21 protein-coding genes, 1 tRNA gene and 1 other annotated feature are annotated in these 21,767 nt (G+C 41.4%); of the genes, 19 read left to right on the top strand and 3 right to left on the bottom strand.

All coding sequences use genetic code 11. The features are described from left to right. The first annotated feature begins 29 nt into the window (after positions 1-29). The 19 genes from JMY03_RS02900 (at position 30) to JMY03_RS02810 (ending at position 19,722) form a co-directional block, all read left to right on the top strand. Entirely contained in the window at positions 30-308 is a 279-nt protein-coding gene (locus JMY03_RS02900; RefSeq protein WP_201600880.1) for a hypothetical protein, read from the top strand. A 61-nt stretch (positions 309-369) separates the two neighbouring features. After that, on the top strand, positions 370-963 hold the full coding sequence (locus tag JMY03_RS02895) for a c-type cytochrome (RefSeq protein WP_201600877.1): 594 nt from the start codon (positions 370-372) through the stop codon (positions 961-963). A gap of 139 nt (positions 964-1,102) precedes the next feature. Further along, positions 1,103-1,732 carry a DUF411 domain-containing protein gene (locus JMY03_RS02890; protein WP_025645678.1) on the top strand — a complete coding sequence of 210 codons (630 nt, stop codon included), beginning with the start codon at positions 1,103-1,105 and terminating at the stop codon, positions 1,730-1,732. 67 nt (positions 1,733-1,799) lie between these two features. Further along, positions 1,800-3,497, top strand: coding sequence for a copper resistance system multicopper oxidase (locus tag JMY03_RS02885; RefSeq protein WP_201600875.1), 1,698 nt, complete (start codon positions 1,800-1,802; stop codon positions 3,495-3,497). 25 nt (positions 3,498-3,522) lie between these two features. Further along, entirely contained in the window at positions 3,523-4,656 is a 1,134-nt protein-coding gene (locus tag JMY03_RS02880) for a copper resistance protein B (protein ID WP_201600873.1), read from the top strand. Between the two features lie 236 nt (positions 4,657-4,892). Then, entirely contained in the window at positions 4,893-5,366 is a 474-nt protein-coding gene (locus JMY03_RS02875) for a DUF305 domain-containing protein (RefSeq protein WP_201600871.1), read from the top strand. A 145-nt stretch (positions 5,367-5,511) separates the two neighbouring features. Further along, complete coding sequence (locus JMY03_RS02870; RefSeq protein WP_265089590.1) at positions 5,512-6,855, top strand: APC family permease; 1,344 nt, start codon at positions 5,512-5,514, stop codon at positions 6,853-6,855. 129 nt (positions 6,856-6,984) lie between these two features. Then, positions 6,985-7,638 carry a methyltransferase family protein gene (locus JMY03_RS02865; protein WP_201582926.1) on the top strand — a complete coding sequence of 218 codons (654 nt, stop codon included), beginning with the start codon at positions 6,985-6,987 and terminating at the stop codon, positions 7,636-7,638. Positions 7,639-8,128: 490 nt separating this feature from the next. Continuing rightward, complete coding sequence (locus JMY03_RS02860) at positions 8,129-8,284, top strand: hypothetical protein (RefSeq protein WP_156770962.1); 156 nt, start codon at positions 8,129-8,131, stop codon at positions 8,282-8,284. A gap of 138 nt (positions 8,285-8,422) precedes the next feature. Then, positions 8,423-11,032 (top strand): copper-transporting P-type ATPase, encoded by a 2,610-nt coding sequence (locus JMY03_RS02855; protein WP_201600869.1) that lies wholly within the window; start codon positions 8,423-8,425, stop codon positions 11,030-11,032. 80 nt (positions 11,033-11,112) lie between these two features. After that, a complete protein-coding gene (tatA, locus tag JMY03_RS02850) occupies positions 11,113-11,397 on the top strand; it encodes a Sec-independent protein translocase subunit TatA (RefSeq protein ID WP_011959992.1) in 285 nt (94 codons plus the stop codon). Positions 11,398-11,452: 55 nt separating this feature from the next. Beyond that, positions 11,453-11,839, top strand: coding sequence for a Sec-independent protein translocase protein TatB (gene tatB, locus JMY03_RS02845; RefSeq protein ID WP_192992010.1), 387 nt, complete (start codon positions 11,453-11,455; stop codon positions 11,837-11,839). Continuing rightward, complete coding sequence (gene tatC / locus JMY03_RS02840) at positions 11,836-12,669, top strand: twin-arginine translocase subunit TatC (RefSeq protein WP_201600867.1); 834 nt, start codon at positions 11,836-11,838, stop codon at positions 12,667-12,669. Before tatB ends, tatC begins: the two co-directional genes overlap by 4 nt. 175 nt (positions 12,670-12,844) lie before the next feature. Then, a complete protein-coding gene (locus JMY03_RS02835; RefSeq protein ID WP_201600865.1) occupies positions 12,845-14,137 on the top strand; it encodes a hypothetical protein in 1,293 nt (430 codons plus the stop codon). Positions 14,138-14,241: 104 nt separating this feature from the next. Next, a complete protein-coding gene (locus JMY03_RS02830; protein WP_025645701.1) occupies positions 14,242-14,568 on the top strand; it encodes a DUF6122 family protein in 327 nt (108 codons plus the stop codon). 106 nt (positions 14,569-14,674) lie between these two features. Continuing rightward, positions 14,675-15,115, top strand: a complete 441-nt coding sequence (locus tag JMY03_RS02825; protein ID WP_201600863.1) for a two pore domain potassium channel family protein — start codon at positions 14,675-14,677, stop codon at positions 15,113-15,115. Positions 15,116-15,241: 126 nt separating this feature from the next. Next, a complete protein-coding gene (locus JMY03_RS02820) occupies positions 15,242-16,726 on the top strand; it encodes a leucine-rich repeat domain-containing protein (protein ID WP_201600860.1) in 1,485 nt (494 codons plus the stop codon). Positions 16,727-17,096: 370 nt separating this feature from the next. Then, a protein-coding gene (locus tag JMY03_RS02815) for an IS3 family transposase (RefSeq protein ID WP_390879780.1) occupies positions 17,097-18,316 on the top strand; the annotation gives its coding sequence in 2 pieces (ribosomal slippage) (positions 17,097-17,382 and positions 17,382-18,316; 1,221 coding nt in all). Next, positions 17,372-17,488: a sequence feature (AL1L pseudoknot), on the top strand. It overlaps the preceding gene by 117 nt. A gap of 191 nt (positions 18,317-18,507) precedes the next feature. Next, the gene (locus JMY03_RS02810) at positions 18,508-19,722 is read left to right on the top strand and encodes a competence protein CoiA (protein ID WP_201600854.1); all 1,215 of its coding nucleotides are present in this window, start codon (positions 18,508-18,510) and stop codon (positions 19,720-19,722) included. Between the two features lie 97 nt (positions 19,723-19,819). On the opposite strand, the gene JMY03_RS02805 is transcribed toward JMY03_RS02810, so the two are convergent. The 3 genes from JMY03_RS02805 to JMY03_RS02795 all read right to left on the bottom strand — a co-directional run bounded on the left by JMY03_RS02805 (position 19,820) and on the right by JMY03_RS02795 (position 21,760). Continuing rightward, positions 19,820-20,134, bottom strand: coding sequence for a hypothetical protein (locus JMY03_RS02805; protein WP_025650829.1), 315 nt, complete (start codon positions 20,132-20,134; stop codon positions 19,820-19,822). A 79-nt stretch (positions 20,135-20,213) separates the two neighbouring features. Then, positions 20,214-21,491, bottom strand: a complete 1,278-nt coding sequence (locus tag JMY03_RS02800; RefSeq protein ID WP_201600851.1) for a tyrosine-type recombinase/integrase — start codon at positions 21,489-21,491, stop codon at positions 20,214-20,216. A gap of 182 nt (positions 21,492-21,673) precedes the next feature. Then, positions 21,674-21,760: transfer RNA gene (locus JMY03_RS02795), tRNA-Leu, on the bottom strand. Positions 21,761-21,767: the final 7 nt, after the last annotated feature.

The raw sequence follows: 21,767 nt of genomic DNA, 5'->3' as shown, positions 1-21,767 counted from the left end.
CCCTCAACTAAATCAATTAAGGATTAACCATGTCACTCTTTAAATCAAAGTCTTTACCTAAAGCAATCGTAGCCACTGCCGTCGCTCTAGTCGTTTCAACCTCAGCTCTAGCACATGATCCAAAAATGCATGCTGAAAAAGATCAGATGAACTGTGAAAAAATGCAAAAGCATATGCAAATGATGGGAAAAATGGATCATAGCAAGATGGACATGAGCGATCCTGCCATGAAAGCGATGATGGCTAACATGGGTAAAATGAAGCAAATGTACCAAAAACACTGCGTTACTAACGACAGTAAATCTTAAAAATTTTAGCTCTGTTAAATAGCAGTCAACACTTAACGGAAATAAATTTTTAGGAAAACATATGAAGTTTTTACTAGGAGTACTTTTCACTGTCGTGGTCGCTATTGTTGGTGTCTTTACTGTGGTTATGAGTGGTGTCATTAATATTGGCGCTGATCAAGGACATAGTCCATTGGTTTATAATTTCTTGGAGACGGCTCGCACCCGTTCAATAGCCTACGCTAGCAAGGACATTATTGTTCCAGATTTAGAAAAAGTAGAGATGATTAGCTCAGGCGGTGCCGATTACAAAGATATGTGCGCAGGCTGCCATTTGTCTCCTGGGGTAGAGAGCACTGATTTTAGTGAGAGCCTATACCCTAAGCCACCTAATTTCACTAATGCGCAAGTAGTTGATCGTTATAAAACGGATGCAGGAGCTCAGCAAAGTTTTTGGGCGATTAAGCACGGTATTATGGCATCAGGCATGCCAGCATGGGGTGCTTCTCATGACGACGATAGAATGTGGGCAATGGTAGCCTTCATTAGATCGTTACCTGAATTAGATGAAAGCCAATACACGATGCTAACCACTAGGATAGATGGCGATATGATGGACATGTCATTTGACGGTGATATGAATATGTCGGATGATGGATCTGGAATGCAGCATTAATTCTTCCATATTCCTTTATAAAAGCGCAGTGCTAAATAGTGCTGCCTTTTGGGATTTAAACTTTGCCTATACTACACTTAGTTATAGGGTATAAATCTTTAGAAGGTTCAACAGATAAGCAGACGCTTAGGAGTAAGTTATGAGACGCTATATAAATATAATGGGCAATGGACATAAAAAGGTATCAGCTTCTGCTCTTTTACTAGTAGCAACGTCAACAGTAATGGCTTGTAGTCAGCCCGATACTAGTGTTTCAAATTCTACTCAAACTGAGCCAACGCTTGCCACCAAAAGTGCTCAAATAGAGCAACCACAACCGCAAATGATGTCTGTCAGTGCTAATTCAGGTACTGGGTCGACAATTCTACAAAACGTCTCGGCTACAGTTTACAAAGATGCTAATTGTGGCTGCTGCAAAGAATGGGTAGGCTATGCCGAAGGTCATGGTCTAAGCGCAACTGCGCAAGACGTTACAGATTTATCTTTATTTAAAGAGCGTTACGGTGTCCCGCAGCAAATGCGCTCTTGTCATACCACCGTCACTACTAATGGTTATGTTTTTGAAGGTCACGTTCCTGCCAAATACATGGCACAGTTTCTAGCCAATCCGCCAACTGATTCCATCGGTCTTGCGGTACCGAGTATGCCAGTTGGTAGTCCGGGCATGGAATATCAAGATAAATTTATGCCCTATAAAGTCATGCAATTGAACAAGGATGGCAGCACTCAAGTGTATGCGGCTATTGAGTCGCCAGCGCAGCAGATGTAGTTCTATTAATAAGTTATCAGATATATAAGTTCAACTCTCATTTCATGGATTAACTTAGGTCAATATTATGAATAAAAACAGATTTAACCGCAGGCGTTTTTTGACAGGGTCATCCACCTTGCTCGGCGCGTCGATGCTATCCACACTACCGACGATGGCTAATAGTGCTTTAACTAAAAGCCAAAATGTCGTAGTCAATAGTGATAGAGCCGATCACATTGTACCTATACTAACGGGTAATGAATTTGATCTTTATGTCAGTGAGAAGATGATAACGGTCAACGGCAAGTCAAGCATGGCAACGCTGATAAATGACTCACTGCCTGCGCCAACGCTTAAGATGCAAGAAGGCGATACGGTCACCATTCGAGTCCATAATCAGCTGAATGAGTCGACCTCTATTCACTGGCATGGCCTCTTAGTGCCGTTTGAGATGGATGGCGTACCGGGTATCAGCTTTGATGGTATTCCTGCGGGTAGCACCTTCACGTACAAATTTAAACTGACACAGTCAGGCACTTATTGGTATCACTCGCACACTGGATTCCAAGAACAAACCGGTATGCGCGGGGCTATTGTGATTGAACCTAAAGGGCGCGAACGCTATCCTATTGAGGAAGATCACGTTATCCTGCTTAGTGATTGGACGCATCGCGATCCGCATAATCTGCTAAAACTACTTAAGCAGCGTGCTGACTTTGATAATTATCATCTGCCAGACTTTAAAAAGCTATTGTCCGATATTGCCGCTACGGATCTTGAGGCGGCTTATGATAAACGTAAAATGTGGAACCAGATGCGCATGATGCCGACTGATTTTACTGATTTATCTGGTGAGACCACGTTTACTTATCTTATGAATGGTAAAACGACAGCGGCTAACTGGACGCAACTTGTCAAGGCTGGACAGCCTGTCAAACTACGCTTTATCAATGGCTCCGCGCAGACGATATTTGATGTACGCATCCCCGGCCTAAAAATGAAAGTCGTCGCGACGGATGGGATTGATGTCGCGCCCGTTGATGTCGATGACTTCCGTATCGGGGTGGCCGAGACTTATGACGTCATCGTCACCCCAACCCGTGACGCGCATACCATATTTGCCCAAAACATCGATCGCACCGGCTTTGTCGCAACCACGCTTGCCACTAAAAGAGGCGCTCGCGCTGCCATACCTGCTATGGATGATGTTGAGTGGCTAACTATGTCCGATATGATGGGGGCTATGGGTGCTAATGGCTATGATGCCCGTCATGCTAAGACCGAATATGACTTTAAGACAGATATGCGCGTCGATAGTCCACGGATGAATCTCGATGATCCGGGTATTAATTTGCGTGATATTAATCGTAAGGTTTTAACCTATAACCAACTGCATTCTGTTGGCAATGAAATAATGGCCGAGCAGCGCAAGCCCACTCGAGAGATTGAAATACATCTAACCGGTAATATGGAGCGCTATATCTGGGCACTCGACGGCATCATGTTTAAGGATGCGCCGCCTGTCAATATCAAACCGGGCGAGCGTGTGCGTATTACCTTAGTCAATGACACTATGATGAACCACCCTATGCATCTGCATGGTATGTGGAGCGATCTGCGGATGCCTTCAGGTGAGTTTCAAGTACGTAAGCATACGATAATGGTACAGCCTGCACAAAAGATAAGCTTTGATGTCACCGGAGAAGCTGGCAGATGGGCATGGCATTGCCACTTGCTCTATCACATGGAAGCAGGGATGTTTAGAGAAGTTGCCGTTGTTTAATAAACCTTCGAATATGAGCCTTATTATGAAAATATATAAAGTAGGTCTACCGTTTATTGGCATGTCATCTTTGATGCTACTAATGTCACCTTTAGCAAACGCTGCTGAGATGTCGAACATGGATCATGGCAGTATGGACATGTCTGGTATGGATATGTCAGATATGGATCACAGCAGCATGGATATGTCGGGCAATATGTCAGATATGGACCATAGTGGCATGGATATGTCAGGCGATATGTCGGATATGGATCATAGTGGTATGGATATGTCAGGCGATATGTCGGATATGGATCACAGTGGTATGGATATGTCAGGTGACATGTCAGATATGGATCATAGTGGCATGGATATGTCGGGCGATATGTCAGGTATGGATCACAGTAGTATGGACATGTCAGGTATGGATCATAGCAGTATGAATATGGATATGTCTGGAATGCAAGGCGGCGAACCACCTCCTAATGCTCGTAGTCCCGACTACTCAAATGGTGTTGACTATGGACAGTATGGTAAACCGGTAATGATGGGTAGCTTACCGTTATGGGGTGTGTTAGTAGAAACTTTGGGCTATCAGTTTGAGAATGACCAAATCGATTTTGAAGCCCAAGGATGGTACGGTACTGATAGTAATCGTGTCACTCTACGCAGTGAAGGTAGTGCTCAAACTAACAATGATAAAGAGATCGATAGTCTAAGCTCACTCGCTTATTGGAAGCCGCTCGGTATCTTTTGGAATGGAGAAGCCGGTGTTGCTTATAATACTGAAAACGATAAGTCCGCAATCATGGCAGGCATTGCTGGTACGGCGCCGTACTTCGTTGAGACTGACGCAAGAGCTTATCTATATACTGATGGTCAAGTCCAGCTTGATCTTGGGACAGCGTACGAGTGGCGCTTAGATCAGCGTTGGGTGGTCAGACCAGAGCTGGAGCTGACTGCCTTTAGTAAAGATGATACCGATAACGGTATTACTAAAGGATTTAATGAGTTTGGGGCTGAAGTTAGGCTGGCTTATGAGACATTCAGTCGTCAGCTCGCGCCTTATGTTGGTTTCAGCTACGAGAGCGCCTTGGGTGATGCGCGAGACTTACGTCGTCAAGAGGACGAAGCTGTTGATTCTAGTAGTCTGACTGCTGGTGTGATGTTTTGGTTCTAGGTTCCTAGTTCTAAATGCACAAATATCTCATTATTTAAAGTGCTGAGATTAACGTTAGTATGAACCTTGATACTATTACTAACGTGTTAACGACTAAACAAGCACCTTTTAAAAGGTGCTTTTTTGTTAAATTATTATTTAGCTGAATTTAATAAGTATATTAATGGTTTGACTAAGCAACTAAAGATCAATTTTAAATTGGCTTAACCATATAACTATAAAAAAGGAGTAATCGCATGAACAACGATATGAACCATAAGCAAAAAATGAATCCTTATGTCAAATTTGGTCTGATGATTCTGACCTCCACCATCGTCATGTACATCATGATGTACTTTAATACCTATAAATGGGATCACGTCTATTTTAGTGAGACCCGTGCTTATATGGCGCTATATATGGGTGCGATGATGGCCGTTATCATGCTTGCTTTTATGGGTAATATGTATAAAAAAACTAAAGTTAATCTAATGGTTTACGGCTTGAGCGTGGTGTTGTTTGCTTTTGGATTGTGGGGTGTGCGCTCACAACAAACGGTCGATCAAGTGGATTGGATGCAGGCGATGATACCGCATCACTCGATTGCTATTTTGACCAGTTCGCGTGCTGATATCGAAGATCCACGTGTACGTCAGCTTGCTGATGAAATTATCGAAGCCCAAAGACGTGAAATCGCTGAGATGCAAGCGCTTATTGATGAATTGGAATAATATATTATGATACCAATAAGTAAGCTCTTCTTTAAAAACTATTTACTATATCGCGTCTTTTAATTCTAACTATACCTACTCCTTACTTCAAAAATAACCTGTAAAACTGAAGTTCTACGAAGAAATAGATTAAGGTCGAATAAATATGAAGCAAGATAGAGCGACTCGCTATCAGAAGGATAGTTTGACATTATCAGGAACAGTTATGCTAGGTACCGGTGTCATGATCGGTGCTGGTATTTTCGCTCTGACCGGTCAGATGGCTCAGATGACGGGTTCGCTTTTCCCACTTGCTTTTCTAGCCGCCGCAATCGTTGTTTCTTTTAGTGCCTATTCTTATATCAAAATCTCTAACGCTTACCCGTCGGCTGGCGGTGTTGCAATGTACCTGCATCAGGCATACGGAGATCGTTTACCGACTGGATTTAATGCCCTGCTGATGTATTTCTCCATGGTTATAGCGCAGAGCTTTTTGGCCCGGACGTTCGGGTCATACACTATGCAGTTATTCGGTGGCGATGACAGCGGTCGCATGGTATCCATCCTTGGCGCCGCGCTTATTCTTGCTGCGTTCTTTATCAATTTACTTGGTAATCGTTGGATTCAGGGGGTTGCATCGGTTATCGGTATTATAAAAATTGTCGGTATTCTTATATTCGGGTTGGTTGGTATCTGGCTAGCTGATAGCTTTGCAGTTGATTCTTCTACATTAGGTGACACTAATACTGTTGGTGACTTTCTTGGCGCAACGGCGCTAGGCATACTGGCATTTAAAGGCTTTACCACGATTACCAACAGTGGCTCGGAAGTAAAAAATCCTCATCGCAACGTCGGCCGTGCCATTGTAATATCAATCGCAATATGCGTAGTTATTTACACTCTAGTCGGTTTAGCGGTGTCTAGTAATCTATCTCTTGCCGAAATCATCGAAACTAAAGATTACTCCTTGGCTGCCGCCGCACGCCCAGCACTTGGCGACTATGGTCTATGGTTCACAGTTGCAATCGCAATGGTAGCTACCGCTGGCGGCCTCCTTGCTAGCATCTTCGCAGTCTCTCGTATGCTTGCTATGTTGACTGAGATGAAGCTGGTGCCTCATCGTCATTTGGGAATGCCGGGAAGCGTTCAAAAACATACGTTGGTCTATACTGTGGTGTTGGGTTTAGCTTTTACGACGTTATTTGACTTATCACGAATTGCAGCGCTTGGCATTGTTTTCTATCTAATTATGGATATCGCCATTCATTGGGGTGTTTTGCGATACCTTCGTCAGGATATAAAGGCGGTGATGTGGGTGCCTATAGTGGCCATACTTCTTGACCTGTTGGTTCTCGGCGGTTTTGTCTGGATTAAACTAAACTCAGATCCATTCGTACTTGGCGTAGCAGTCGTCACTATTGTAGTGATTGCTGTGGCTGAGCAGGTTTACCTGAAATCTTCAGCGAGGAAAAAAGCTATCGAAAAAGATACGCTTGCAGACCATCATTGACAGTAACATCAAAGAGTTTACAGAAAATTGTTTGGTTAAAAATTGCATAGATTTAAGCGTCTGCTTACTATCTTCAAGAATTGATTTCATGCAATACGATATTCATAAAGACAACAGGGAAAGTAAGCTATGAATGAGTCATTTAATCACGCTGGAACTTGGGGTCTCGCACTAATTGTTATTGTTCTGATTTCTTGGTTCTTTTACCGTTATTTCGCACCAAAGAACTGGCGTGAATGGGCGGGTGCTGGTGTAGTTCAGGCTTTCATTATTGCACTTTACGCAGAAATGTATGGCTTTCCGCTCACTATATATTTATTAGTACGGTTTTTTGGTTTGGACAGCCAATATGTCAGCGCTAGCTTATGGTCGACCCTTGTTGGTTTAGGTGAGACAGGCATGATGATCTCAATGCTACTCGGCTATGCTATTGCATTTTTAGGAGTCGGTCTTTTTGCTCAAGGTTGGCGCCAAGTCCACAAAGCACGAGGGGAAAATCGTTTAGTAACTGATGGACTCTATGCCTACGTACGTCATCCTCAGTACACCGGGTTGTTTATTGCACTGTTCGGTGAGGGTGTGGTGCATTGGCCAACTCTGTTTTCAATCGGTCTGTTTCCAGTGATTGTGCTTGTATACAAATGGTTAGCTCGACGTGAGGAACGGCATATGTTTGAAGAGTTTGGTAAAGACTACCTTGCTTACAAACAGCAAGTGCCAATGTTTATTCCTCAATGGGGTCAATGGCGTCAACTTGCCGCCGCCGCACGAGTTAAAAAGTAATATCAATACAGGATAAAGCTTTAATTCATACAAATCCTTAGAGTTAGCATGGTTAGATACGATTGGTTATCTTGAGCTTGAACCACATCATACAATAGTGAGGATTACTAAGATGGTCAAATCAAACTTAACAACAAGTACTTTAAGGATTGCCCCTGTTGGCAACAGTGTATCGTTGTTTCTACTTATTAGTTATCTATTATGCATAGGGGTTTGGTTTACTCGCACCCGAACAGATAGCGATGCACGAAGCTTGGGCACCTCTACTACCTGGCTTTGAGTGGTTAACATGGACAGGTTTTCTAATTGGACTTGTAGAATCATATCTTTACGGTTGGTATTTCGCCATCTTGTTCGTGCCACTATATCGTTGGTTCGCCAAAGTGCGCTAAAGATATTGATATATTAACAGTCAGTAAACCTCTTCGGTTCGAGTAAAAATTAATTGAAGAGTTGGAGTGATCACAGTTTAGACTGAGGAGAAATCATAATGAATGGGTCAATGCATGGCATGATGAACGGCTCAATGATGTATGGCATGGGCTGGGTTATGATGCTTATCTGTTTGTTATTCACCCTACTATTTTTCGCAGTACTAGTACTAACAATCATGGCACTGCTCAAGTATTTGCGTGATAAAAACTAAATTCCAATTAAAAAGTATAGAAATTATTTTTTAGAGGTTTTTAGATTAATGATTAGATGAATAGCAATCGAGGATTGATGATAGTGCTTTAAGAGTTGTACTTATTATCAATATTTATTGTCTTCAAGGAGTGGTTTTATGAAACATATTGCCGATGAAAAATCTATCAAAGGTGGTCAGTACGATAAAGTACCGGAAAATTATAGCGGTACGGTCTATATTTGTCCTATGCATCCTGAGGTTAGAGATACTGAGAAGAGCGATTGTCCGATATGCGGCATGTTTCTCAAACCTGAAGACGAGGTTGCTGAATCCAACAGTAATGAGGGCAGTCATGCGCATTGTCATAAAGCGGATGCTAATAATAGTACTGAGTTAAAGTCTGTCGAAGGCAATAAGTACGACAAGATACCAGAAAATTATAACGGCACGATTTATATTTGTCCTATGCATCCAGAAGTAAGAGATGTTGAAAAAAGTGACTGCCCAATATGTGGCATGTTTCTTAAACCTGAAGACGAAGTTGCTAAAGATGATAGTCACGCCAGTTGTCATGGAAAGGATACTGATAGTAGCGGAGTAAAATCTGTTAAAGGCGGTAAATACGATAAAGTACCTGCTGATTACGATGGCACGGTATATACCTGTCCTATGCATCCTGAAGTGAGAGACGTTAGAAATAGCGGTTGTCCGATATGTGGTATGGCGCTTGAGCCCGAAACGCTTACTATCGGTGAAGAGGACACCTCAGAGCTTGACGACATGACTCGTCGTTTTTGGATATGTACCGTGTTGACTGTACCGCTATTAATATATGTGATGAGCGGTATGTTTGGAGTTGACTTTAGTCAGTATGGTATACCTTCACAGGTTTTACAATGGGCTGAGTTAGTGCTCGCGACCCCTGTAGTGCTTTGGGGCGCCGCCCCGTTTTTCGTTCGTGGCTGGCAGTCTATAAAAAGCCGCAATCTAAATATGTTTACTTTGATTGCGATAGGCGTAGGCGCTGCTTATATTTTTAGTATTGTCGCGACCTTTTTTCCCGATATTTTCCCAGACAGTTTCAGAGATGCCTCTGGTCAAGTCGGAGTCTACTATGAAGCAGCAGCTGTCATTGTAACCTTGGTGCTACTGGGTCAAGTATTAGAGCTCAAAGCTAGAAGTCAAACTTCAGGTGCGATTAGAGCTTTGCTTGAGCTCGCACCACCAACCGCAAGACGTGTCGATGAAAACGGTGAAGAAGTCGAAGTCTCGCTTGATGAGGTCGTCACTGGCGATAAGCTACGGGTTAAACCAGGTGAGAAACTACCCGTAGATGGTACAGTGATCGATGGTAATAGTAGTGTTGATGAATCAATGGTGACGGGTGAGCCAATCCCTGTATCAAAAGTAGCAGGAGATACAGTGACTGGTGGTACGGTAAATGGCACCGGAACGCTATTAGTCGAAGCGGTCAATGTTGGAGCAGATTCAGTATTATCTAAAATTGTACAAATGGTTGCTGAAGCCCAGCGTAGCCGCGCGCCTATCCAGCGCTTGGTAGATCAAGTGGCGGGTTGGTTCGTACCTATTGTTATTGTCACCTCTATCATAACCTTTATTGTCTGGGCGATATTCGGCCCTGAGCCCGCTATGGCCTATGCTTTGGTTAACGCGATTGCGGTACTGATTATTGCTTGTCCTTGTGCCCTTGGTCTAGCGACGCCGATGTCCATTATGGTTGGTACCGGCAAAGGCGCGCAAAACGGCGTCCTCATCAAAAATGCTGAAGCGTTAGAGAGTATGGAAAAAGTCGATACCATTGTCGTCGACAAGACCGGAACACTGACCGCTGGTAAGCCCGAGCTTACCGCAATTGATGCGCAGGTAGGTCAAGATGAAGACGAGTTCCTCGCATTGGTAGCCTCAGTAGAAAGCGCTAGCGAGCATCCTTTAGCAGAAGCTATCGTTAGAGCAGCTCAAGAAAGATCACTCATTATTCCTAAAGCTACTGACTTTAATTCGACTACTGGCGAAGGCGTACAAGCCGTGGTCGATGGTAAGAAAGTCGCTATTGGTAACTCTAAGCTTATGGAAAGCCTAAATAGTTTTGATAATGAGCTGTCCACTAAAGCTGATGTCCGTAGAAAAGACGGTGAAACGGTAATGTTTGTGGCTATAGACGGTAAAGCTGCTGGTATTATTTCAGTTGCTGACCCTATTAAACCAAGCACTAAAGAGGCTATTTCACTGCTTCATGACGCAGGTTTAAAAGTTGTGATGCTAACCGGTGACAACGAAAAAACCGCGCAGGCAGTCGCCAATAAACTAGGTATTGATGAAGTTCATGCGGATGTCTCACCAGAGGATAAAAACCGTATCGTCAAAGAAATGCAAGACAGCGGTAAATTGGTCGCTATGGCGGGTGATGGTATCAACGACGCACCAGCGCTAGCGCAAGCTAATGTTGGTATCGCTATGGGAACCGGTACCGATGTGGCGATGGAGAGTGCGGGCATTACCCTGCTAAAAGGTGATTTAATGGGCATTGCCAAAGCTTATAAGCTTAGCCGCGCCACCATGCGCAATATCAGACAGAATCTGTTTTTTGCCTTTATCTACAATGCACTTGGTGTTCCTATTGCCGCAGGTGTGCTCTATCCCATATTTGGGCTTCTGCTCAGTCCGATGATAGCAGCGGCAGCGATGAGCTTGTCGTCATTCTCGGTGATTGCTAACGCGCTGCGATTGCGCCGTTTGAAACTATAATTCTGGTACGGTAAAAAGTGTTCTAAAGCACACTGACACATACTGGTCTAAACAAGATCACAAAATATAAGGATACCGTTATGGGCAGCTTTTCTATTACACATTGGCTGATTTTATTGGTCGTAGTGGTGGTCGTATTTGGTACTGCCAAGCTTAAAAATGCAGGTAAAGATTTAGGCGGTGCGGTGAAGGGTTTTAAAGAAGCGGTCAAAGATGAAGAACCCGAGAATGCTCGCAAAAATCATGTGCTTAGCCATGAAAATAGTACGCCAGCTGCAAGTAATGATTTAAATACGCGTGTAGGTAATCAGGCTGATGATATGGAAATCAGCCCTATTTCCACTGATGACCAGCCTAAAGTATGAAGCGCGCCGCTTATAAATAGCGGCACTAAGTAGTCTATTAATATATGTGACTGTTATGTTTGATATTGGGTTTTCCGAATTACTCTTGTTTGGCGTCATTGCTTTAATCGTATTGGGCCCAGAAAAACTGCCGCAAGCCGCACGTACCGCTGGGCAATGGTATGCCAAATTGCGTCGCACGATTTCAACCTTACAGTCTGATATAGAGTCTGAGCTTGATTTGGCTGAGACACGAAAACAGATGCAAGATGAGCTGGCAAAGATTCGTCAGACTGAGACAGACATGCGGCGTGAGTTAGCCGAGATGCGCGGTAGTATGGATAAGTTTGAAAACTCGCAAAACCAAAGCTTAGATACTTCCTATCAGTCAAACACTCCTCAGCAGCAAAATCATCAGCCAGATACTTCCTCTTCTTCAGCTATAGAGAAGGGGGATAAATGAGCTTATTTAAGCACCAAAAAAGTCGCCAAAGAAAGTTAGCAAATACAGATGCTAAGGCGTCAGATGCTACCCATAATGTTGAGACTGATAATGTGCTGAATGTGCTTAGTGATATGCCTATTACTGAGCATTTGATTGAATTACGCAAGCATCTCATCAAAATATGCGTAGCCGTTTTGATCGTCTTCTTAGCATTGGTAGGGTTTTCGCGTGAGCTCTACAATCTTTTATCAGACCCTCTGGTTGCGCAGCTGCCTGCGAATTCGACTATGATTGCTACTGATATTACCTCGAACTTTATGGCACCTATTCGCTTGACGATTTTCGTTGCTGCCTTTGTAGTGATGCCGTATATTCTGTATCAAATTTGGTCATTTATAGCGCCTGGATTATATAAAAAAGAGAAAAAAATCACTATTCCAGTGCTGATATCTTCGATATTCCTATTTTATTCTGGTGTCGCTTTTGCCTACTTTGTGGTACTCAAAGGCGTATTGAAGTTCTTTATTTTATTCGCTCCGCAAAACGTTATACCTATGACCGATATCGACAGTTATTTAAGCTTTGCGCTAAAGTTATTTATGGTATTTGGACTCACTTTTGAGATTCCAGTGGTTACTTTATTATTGATAATGGTCGGTATCATATCCACTCAGAGTCTAGAGAGTAAGCGCCGATATATCATCGTCGGTTGTTTTGCTGTGTCAGCGGTAGTCACACCGCCCGATGGGGTGTCAATGCTATTGCTCGCGATTCCAATGTGGCTACTGTTCGAGTTAGGTTTGTTTTTAGCGAAAGTACTCATTAAAGAAGAGCGTAAAACCGTATAACCTTGCAAAGTAGCTAATTTATAAACTAGATATATTGCAAATTAAGTATCTTGCAAAATGACTATTTCGTAAAGTAACTATAAAAACAACCTTATCTTAAACATTTAAGACACTTTTTTTATTTTGGCTGTCCCCTAAACCCTATCAGTACATTCAACTTAGTAATGAGATTTAAATGGAATCCCTAACTAATAATAAAAACAAAACGAATGATAATCTGGCAAATCAGCTTAATCAAGAGTGCTATTGCCGTACTTTAGATCGTAAAGCGCTTAATAACAGCCTGCAAGATCAATTAGTAAACACAAGAGATAATCCACTAGGAGCCAATGAGCTTAATAAGCTGTTTTCAGCGACACCGGTGTTCGTCCCTAAGACAGAGATAGAAGCAATGGTGCGAATCATCGCAGCTATTGAGTCGACTGCTAGACTACCGTCATATCAACAGCAAGTACTGTCGTGGGCACCCAATATCGCGGCTTTCGATCCGGGGCCAATAGGGGCCTTTATGGGTTATGACTTTCACTTAGGGAGCGATGACCCCAAGCTTATTGAGATCAATACCAATGCTGGAGGCGCATTTTTAAACGTAGCACTTGCCCGCGCACAAAAACACTGCTGTCGCCCCTCAGAGCAAAGTGTTGCTACTACTAAAATGCTTGATGGGTTTGAAGAAGCGGTCGCTAATATGTTCATACAAGAATGGCAGCGACAATCGGCAACTAGCATGCCCAATCGCATTGCTATTGTGGATAATGAGCCCAAAAGCCAGTTCATGTATTTGGAGTTTCAGCTGGCCTGCCAACTACTTCAAGCTAAAGGCATTGATACCGTTATACTCGATCCGTCTGAGCTTAACTATGCTGATGGTGTACTGACAGCTCATAGCAAGCCCATTGATATGATCTATAATCGGTTAGTCGATTTCGCCTTTGAAAACCCCAACCACGCCGTGCTTAAAAGTGCCTATTTAGAGGGTGCGGTAGTAGTAACCCCCAATCCGCATGCCCATGCTATATTCGCTAATAAGCGCAACCTGACTTTACTATCCGATACGCAAACTTTGCAGTCGTGGGGATTAGGTGATGATGATGCAGAATATCTAAAAAAGTCAGTACCAACTACCAGAATGGTTACAAAAGAGGATGCAGCAGAATTATGGCGTACTCGGAGACAATTGTTTTTTAAGCCAGTAGCTGGTTATGGTAGTAAGGGCGTTTACCGTGGCAGCAAGATTACCCGCCGCGTATTCGAGACTATTTTAGATGAAAGCTATATTGCGCAGACCTTTATCCCTGCTACAGAGCGATCAATAAAGATTGATGATGTGGTGACGACTAGAAAGGTAGATATACGTCTTTATACCTATGCAGGACAGCTGCTACTAACTGCTGGGCGTATCTATCAAGGCCAAGCGACTAACTTTCGCACACCAGGGGGTGGCTTTGCGCCTGTTTTTCAAGTCTGAACATAGCATGAACATGTAGCTTTGGCTTCTTAAGTAACGTTTACTAGTTTAATTATTCTGCATACCAACTTATCAATAAAACATCATGCTGAATTGGAAAGATGATGATCCAAACCGTTATCCACTACTTCCTGCATTTTGGCATGCCGTTGATTATTGCCTATACTTTTTTTCGTGATGATTACAAACGAGTATATTTGATTCTTTTAGCAACCATGCTGGTAGATTTAGATCACTTGCTAGCAACACCTGTTTTCTTACCTGATCGCTGTAGTATTAATTTTCATCCATTACATACTTACTATGCAATGGCAGTTTATGCGGCTATGCTATTTCTACCAAAGCCCTATAGAATAATTGGTCTAGGATTGTTACTACATATGCTGACTGATTCAAATGACTGCGTAATGACCTATCTGAATAGACTCTAGTGCTTATGCGTAGTCGTTAGCTATAGTGAAAAAATTATACAGGATTAGTTAAAATAAATAGGGTAATCTTCCTTTAATGTCGTTCCTTCCTCAAAAAGGATAAAAAATGATTCTGGCAATTATAATGGCAGCGATTCTAATCGCTGTCTGCACAGCAATACATTATGGCGTATTAAAATTCTCGTCACAGTTTGTGACGCCGTCGCGCCATCCGGGACACTGCCTTGGGGTCGCAGTTGCCTCAATCGTGCTGGCTCATATCCTTGAGGCACTGCTTTATGCGACTGGCTTTTGGATTGCTGTGCATAACTTTCAGGTTGGTGACCTCGTCTCGTCCTCATCCAACGGCAGTGCCTCCCTTACCTTTATGGACTACTTTTACTTCTCGCTAGTTAACTACACAACGCTTGGGCGAGGTGACCTCATGCCTAACGGACATCTTCGATTTATGACCGCGATGGAGGCCTTCCATGGTTTCCTACTGATTACAATGTCCGGAACCTTTGTGCTGCAGATCATAAATGGTAAAAAACCCCTTGCAAATTAGCTAAAGACTATTTAGCTAAAGACTATCTCGACTATGTGTAGCATAGGGCTGCATAAACCTATGTCAGGATACTAACGTTATTCTGGCATAAGAAAAATAGTTCAAGTTGTTATAAGGAATAAAGCTATGAATCCAAACAATAATAACTACCATCAGGACATTCATCAGTCTGATACTTCTAATAAAACATTAAATACTAATGACAACTGGATTGAGAAAATATGGGCGTGGGCAGATGAGTTTGAGCTCAAGCATTCTGAAATTCCTCGTAATAAAGAATCACTGTTAGCCCTAAAAAAGCTAGAGATCTTAGAGCCTGAACATGATGAGCAACACTCAAAAGACGTCTATAGAATAGCCTATCTACCCGATGAGCTTACCAACCTTACAAATCTAGTAGATATAACTATCAGTGGCATATGTTCAAGTCATTTACTGCCCAATATCGGTAAGCTCACTAATCTAACCAAACTGTCTATTAGTCACTCTAAACTTGTCGCATTACCTGAGAGCATCGGGCAACTGAGTTATCTTACTGAACTCTTTATTGATCAAAGTGAACTCGAAGCGCTACCTGATAGTATTGGACAACTTCATAACCTTACTAAGATGTTCATTGGTCGCTGTCAGATTCAATGTTTACCTGACAGCATTGGACAGCTTACTAAGCTTACGGTACTTGATATAGTTCACTGTGAGATTGAAGAACTGCCTGACAGCATAGGGCAGCTTATTAACCTCGCTAAGCTTTTTATTAGTTATTGCCCGCTCAAGCACTTGCCTGACAGCATAGGGCAACTCAAAAATTTAAATGACCTTGATCTTATTAACTGTGATCTCAAAGACCTACCTAGTAGTATTGGACAGCTTACCAACCTCAACAAGCTTTATATTAATCGTTGTCGTATTAAAGAGTTGCCCGCCAGCGTTGGACAACTGAGCAGTCTTACAGAGCTTTTTATTACTCATTGTGAGCTTGAAGAGCTACCTGATAGCATAGGCCAGCTTTTGAGCTTAACTCACCTTGACCTGCTTCACCTTGAACTAACGGAGCTACCCGATAGCTTTGGACACCTCATTAACCTTGCTGAGCTTAATATTATCAACTGTAAACTTAAAGTATTGCCTGATAGCATCGGACAGCTCGTTAACTTAACTAAGCTCAATTTTAATCACTCTAAGCTTGAAGTCCTACCTGATAGCATAGGGCAGCTTATTAGCTTAACTGAGCTTTTTATTAGTCATGGCAAGTTTGACAAGCTACCTGATAGCGTAGGTCAACTTACTAATCTAGAGAAGCTTTATATTAACCATTGTAGCCTCAAAGAGCTGCCTGAAATCATAGGGCAACTTAAGAGTCTGACTGAGTTTTTTATCAGTTATTGTAAATTGGGCAAGCTACCTAATAGTATTGGTGAGCTTAATAATCTTGTTAAGCTTGAGCTTGTTTATTGTAATCTTAGAAACCTGCCAGATAATTTTACACAGCTGAATAGTTTGAGATGTATCAATCTTACTGGTAATCCTCTTGATAGGCTTTCTCCGAGGGTGAAATGTTATTTACGTTCTATTGATACAGTCTACGGTTGGGATAAACAATCATACTCTTAGCGGTCGTGCGATATTCACATCATACTCTTAGCAAACTTCAAACCCTAATATTAACAACCTCACCTGAGTAAAATATCAATTTAAACGAAGGCTACTAACGCTATATATAGCATAGTGTTAGTAGCCTTTTTTAATGTCTCAAATGCACAAAATATAAGCGCATATATACCATGAAGTAAGATTTATAGCCCCTCAATAGTTGAGTTTTTGACATCTAACAAATTATGATTTCGCTCGTAGAAATTCATCAAATCCTCATTAATAATGACAGTGTGGATTCCTGATAAGATTATTATTGGAGAATAACTTAGCACACACATTGAACCGCCCCGGTATTGTCGGAGACTTAACATTCTGAGAGAATACGACAATGAAAAGACAAACCTACACTCCTGAAATGAAAGAGCGCGCCGTCCGTATGCTAATTGAAGCTAAAGACGATTACCCATCCACCTGGTCAGCCATCAAAGCCATAGCGCCAAAGATAGGTTGCACGCCTGAGACCCTACGATCATGGCATAAAAAGCACATTGATAAAACCATTCCTGCAAAGATTCAAGCTCAAAGCCAAGCCGAGCGCATCAAAGAGCTTGAACGTGAGAACAAAGAATTAAAACAAGCCAATGAGATCATAAGGAAAGCAGCCGCTTTTTTCGCCCAGGCGGAAATAGACCGCAAACCTTAGTGATGGTTCAATTCATCGACGAGAATAAATCTATTTATGGCATTCTAGCTATTTGTAGAGTCTTGCCGATTGCCCCATCCACATACTATCGTACCAAAGACTTAAACGACAATCCGGAGAAGCGTTCACAGCGTAGTCAGCATGACGACTTCTATCTTAATGAGATTAAACGTATTTGGAAGGACAGCAAATGCCGTTATGGTACTCGTAAAGTCTGGCAACAGTTGAAAGCAGAGGGTATACATCCTGCACGCTGCACTGTAGAGCGTTTAATGCGTCAGCATGGAATGCAGGGTATTTGGCGAGGTAAAGGTAAGATAACGACTAAGTCTCGTGACGATCAAAAGCGTGCTGATGATTTGGTTAATCGTAACTTTAATGCCCATCGCCCTAACCAACTATGGGTTGCTGATTTTACCTATATAAAGACACTGAGTGGCTGGGTATATACCGCCTTTATCATTGATGTATTTGCTCGCGCTATCGTTGGCTGGAAAGTATCAGATCGTATGAACACTGATATGGTGATGGCAGCACTAAACCAAGCCATTGCAGACAGAAACCATCCTAAAGATGTCATTCATCATAGTGATCGCGGCGTTCAGTACTTATCAATTCGCTATACTGATAAGATGGCTGATTCTGGCGTCATTGCATCTGTTGGCACGACAGGTGATTCATACGATAATGCGTTGGCTGAAACGGTTAACGGACTTTATAAAACGGAGATGATTGAATATTTAAAACAGCAGTGGCGGGATGCGTGTGATGTTGAATTAGCAACCCTTGAATGGGTCGATTGGTTTAACAAAACTCGCATTCATAGTACGATTAGTTATGTGTCGCCTTTTGAGTTTGAGAGACGATACTATGATAGTTTTATTGAGTCAGACAAAGCTGCCTGACTCAAGCAATCAAGTCTCCGATATAGTCGGGGCGGTTCAAAGCGCTTGAGTCAATTCACGCGGTTTTTACTGGATACGAAGGTAAAGGCATAGGAGAAGGTAAACCCTAATTATGCGCGATCATCTTATAAAGCATGAATATATATAAGAATGTATTGCTAGATCAAAAGTCAAAATAACTAAGGGTCAATATGGCTTTTATTTGCATAAAAAACGATGAAAAAATCTATAGTTTTATATATAGCTTAAAAGATTGGATAGCTTTAAAAGAAGATAAAGCGTCCAGTTTCAATATGGCTTGCTGTGGTAATCAGGCAATACTAAAGACAAGTAAGCTAGGTACGCAGTTCTTCGCTCATAAGGCAAAACCTAAAGACTCTAACTGCTCGACTGGTGGTGAAACTGCCGAACACATGCATATCAAATATCTTGTTATGAAAGAATTAGATAGAAACGGTTGGAATGTAGAAGTCGAAAAAAGAGGGGTTACCCCTAGTGGGGAGGAATGGATAGCAGATATCTACGTAGAAAAAGGTAAAGCTAAGATTGCAATTGAAGTGCAATGGAGCCCTCAAACTTTTATAGAAATAAAACGCAGACAAGAAAAATATGCTCAATCAGGTGTAAGGTGTGCGTGGTTGCTTAGAAGTGGCTCAATTAAAGATACCAATGCAATTACAGGCGATTATGCCTATAGTACGAAAGACATACCTGTATTCTCTATTTATAGAAATAAGACGCAGGGCAATCAAGCTTATATGATTTATAACGTGAATAAGCTAGACAGCAACAGTAGTCGGTACAACCACCGTTCATTTAAGCCTATTACACTACCATTAGAGAATTTTATACAAAGATTGGTTTCACAGGGCCTAGTTTTTATACCTTATGAGCGATTCACCTCTACAAAGTTTAGATTTAAATCCAACGGTATCACTGAGATGACTTTAGGGGTGAGTAAAGACTCTTGCGCTAAATGTGGTTACTCCAATCCGATAATTTCTGAGGTGAGATATAAAGAAGACTATAAAGTACGTTCTAAGAAAATAAAAGATTGTAGCGATAAAGAGCTTAGAATTATTAATACACATTTTTCTAAGAATTATGTTTTTTCACCCATAAAAAAGGTGCGTAGTGAAATACTTAACAAAGTTTTTATAGTCAACACTTGTGTTGAATGTGGTTTTGTCATAGATAGAGATGGTCAATATAGTACCTATTTAAAAAAATTTTTCACTAAGCCGCTTTTTATAAAGCATTTAGGTCTTAATACAGAAAAATTCTATACTTCGAATACAACTCTTAATACGGAATGTGTTTACCTTGTAAACAACAGTTTCAAAATCAAATATAACGAGAGTTTTGAGTTTGGTAAATGGGTTACTAGAGATAGTGAACCAGTTTAATCAGAATAATTGGCATATGTGATTGTTTATAAAAAATCATATAATGTAATTTACTACTGTAGATTTTGCAATAATTACTATATAAGTTTGAAAGCGATCAAACGTAATCCTTTTGCCATACTGCGTTTTTGCAAACCATACAACACCAACTATCTTGAGCACGCATATATAGGATATCTGCTGGCATCTCTACCGGGCAAGCACTTGCACAGTACTCACAGAGCATATCATCTAAACAAGCGTAACATTGAGCAATCGTCTCAAACAATAGATTTGAGCTGATTCTATATTTCTGACATAGCATTTGTACATGTTCAAGATAATCCTCCTTATGATCATATGCCCAATAATCAACACAGATTTTTTGATCTCTACTATTCTGTGTCATACCAAATTCAAGTTTGATACCCATAGTATGTCTCCTAATCAAAATGTCATTACATGTTCTATCGATTAGTTAGTTGTACAGAACTTTAAAAAATTATATGAAGTTATGTCTGTAAGAGACTCTTAATCACCTCATCTTGAGTCATTCCTATATGCTTGCAATAAAAAGCTTCAATCTCATCTAAAGCTTCACGTAATTGTCGCTGTGATACCTGTATGTAATGTAGTGTCACATCATCACTAGATTTAGCCTCACGATGATTGAGCAGTCTCTTTAACACTGGATAGGTTACATTAAGACCATTAGCGACAGTGCCAAATGTACGACGCAAATCGTGAGGCGTAATGTGCAAGCCAGCTTTGTTTGATATTGAATGATAACTACCGCTCAAATCTTTAACGTGGTCGCTATTTCTTTTCAAATCACTCGGAAATACCCAACGCTCTCCATTGCTCAATCTATAGCGTTCACTAAGTATGGCTTGAAGTATTTTTCCAGTAGGCATATGGTAATCAGAACCATTTTTAGTGGCTTTAAAAACGATACGAGCAGCGTCAAGATCTACATCTTCCCATCTTAGTGTCTGCGCTTCATTTAAGCGAACTCCAGCAAACATAAAAAGCAGTAAAAGATCACGAGCATTATTGCTATAAGATGCTTGTTTGAAAGAACTACCGTCACGGTGTTCAATCAAAGTTCTAAAATATACTCCTAAATACTCTTCTTCAACATGACGAGTACGAGGTTTAATTTTGTTCCAATCATTTTTGGCATTCAGTATTCGAATGGGTTGATCCTTTATTATGTACTCCTCATCGTCATCTAAGAAGCTATCTTGACAATAATTCCATACTGATCGAAGAGCTCGCATAGTAGCATTCGCTTGAGCTGGACTAGATTTGCTGATTTCCTTATGTTTTTCACTTATCATAGTTTTAGTTATATCGTTTAACGATATATCAAGCCAGTCATCGAGTCGACCAAGTATTTGCTGATCATAAGTTTCAATAGTACGGCTGGCAAGATTTGGCTTCATAGATTTAAAGTAGGTATATGCTTCATTAAGTGTTGGTATATCAGAATCTTGAATGTCTTTTAACTTTGGAGTAGCGTGATAACCATCGTAAACATCAAGTCCCTTTTTTATGTTGACTATCATCGTGCTCGCTTTTTCACGAGCTTCAGTCAAAGTGATTAGATGTGTTTCTTCAACTTCGTCACGATAGAGCTTACCATTGATGCGTTTATGAAGCGTGTATCTCTTAGATTGCTTACCCACACGAAGTGCAAAACCCGTTAATACTTCATCCATGTAGATGTCTGTACCATTTGAAGCATATGCAACTGAATCGATAAACTTCTTACTAAGCTTAACTTTCATAATTCATCCGTCACGCCGCAGTTATTATATTAATAGCACTATAATACGTGAACATGCAGATGTATTAAAGTATCAAGATAGTATCAAAATTTTATTTTACGCTGTTATTACTCGACCAATTTATAAACAATTCACGCAATAAAAAACCCTCACAATCTATAGACTGTAAGGGTTTCGTATAGTGGTACCAGTGGTCGGACTCGAACCGACACGCTTTTAAAGGCAACGGATTTTGAATCCGTCATGTCTACCAATTCCATCACACTGGCATGTTAG

This window comes from Psychrobacter submarinus (assembly GCF_904846685.1).
In the GTDB taxonomy this organism is placed as follows: domain Bacteria; phylum Pseudomonadota; class Gammaproteobacteria; order Pseudomonadales; family Moraxellaceae; genus Psychrobacter; species Psychrobacter submarinus.
This window is presented reverse-complemented; position numbering and strand designations above follow the sequence as displayed.